Here is a 749-nt window from a genome sequence, read left to right on the forward strand (position 1 = left end):
GACACCAGCGCCAAAAGCGGACGAACCAACAGCAGGCACAACACCGAAAGCGGAAGAACCAGCAGCAGGCACAACACCAAAAGCGGACGAACCATCGGCAACCACACCGAAGGCGGAAGCACCAGCAGCGACTGATCCAAAATCAGACGAACCAACGACACCAGCACCGAAAGTGGAAGCACCAGCAGCGACTGATCCAAAATCAGACGAACCAGTAGCGACTGATCCAAAAGCGGAAGAGCCAGCGACTCCAGCACCAAAAGCGGACGAACCAGTGGTAACAACGCCGCAGGCAGACGAACCAGCGGCAACCACGCCGAAAGCGGAAGAACCAGCAGCGACAACACCAAAAGCGGACGAACCAGCAGCGACTGAACCAAAATCAGACGAACCATCGGCAACCACACCGAAGGCAGAAGAACCTGCAACACCAGCGCCAAAAGCAGAGGAACCAGCAGTAGGAACAACGCCGAAAGCAGAAGAACCAGCAGCAGGAACAACGCCAAAATCAGAGGAGTCAACTGCACCCGCTCCTAAAGCAGAAGAAGCAGCGACTACTCCAGCACCGAAAGTGGAAGAACCTGCAACACCCGCACCGAAATCAGACGAGCCAGCGACACCAGCGCCGAAATCAGACGAGCCAGCGGTGCCAGCACCAAAAGTAGAGGAACCATCAGCAGGAACAACGCCGAAATCAGACGAACCATCAGCAGGAACAACACCAAAAGCAGACGAACCATCAGCAGGAA

Annotated in this window: 1 pseudogene; it reads left to right on the forward strand. The window is 55.7% G+C overall.

The features are described 5' to 3' along the window. Positions 1–749 (forward strand): annotated as a pseudogene (locus tag ADI58_RS11275) (hypothetical protein); the annotation flags it as partial.

This window comes from Streptococcus mitis (assembly GCF_001074635.1).
Lineage (GTDB): Bacteria > Bacillota > Bacilli > Lactobacillales > Streptococcaceae > Streptococcus > Streptococcus mitis_E.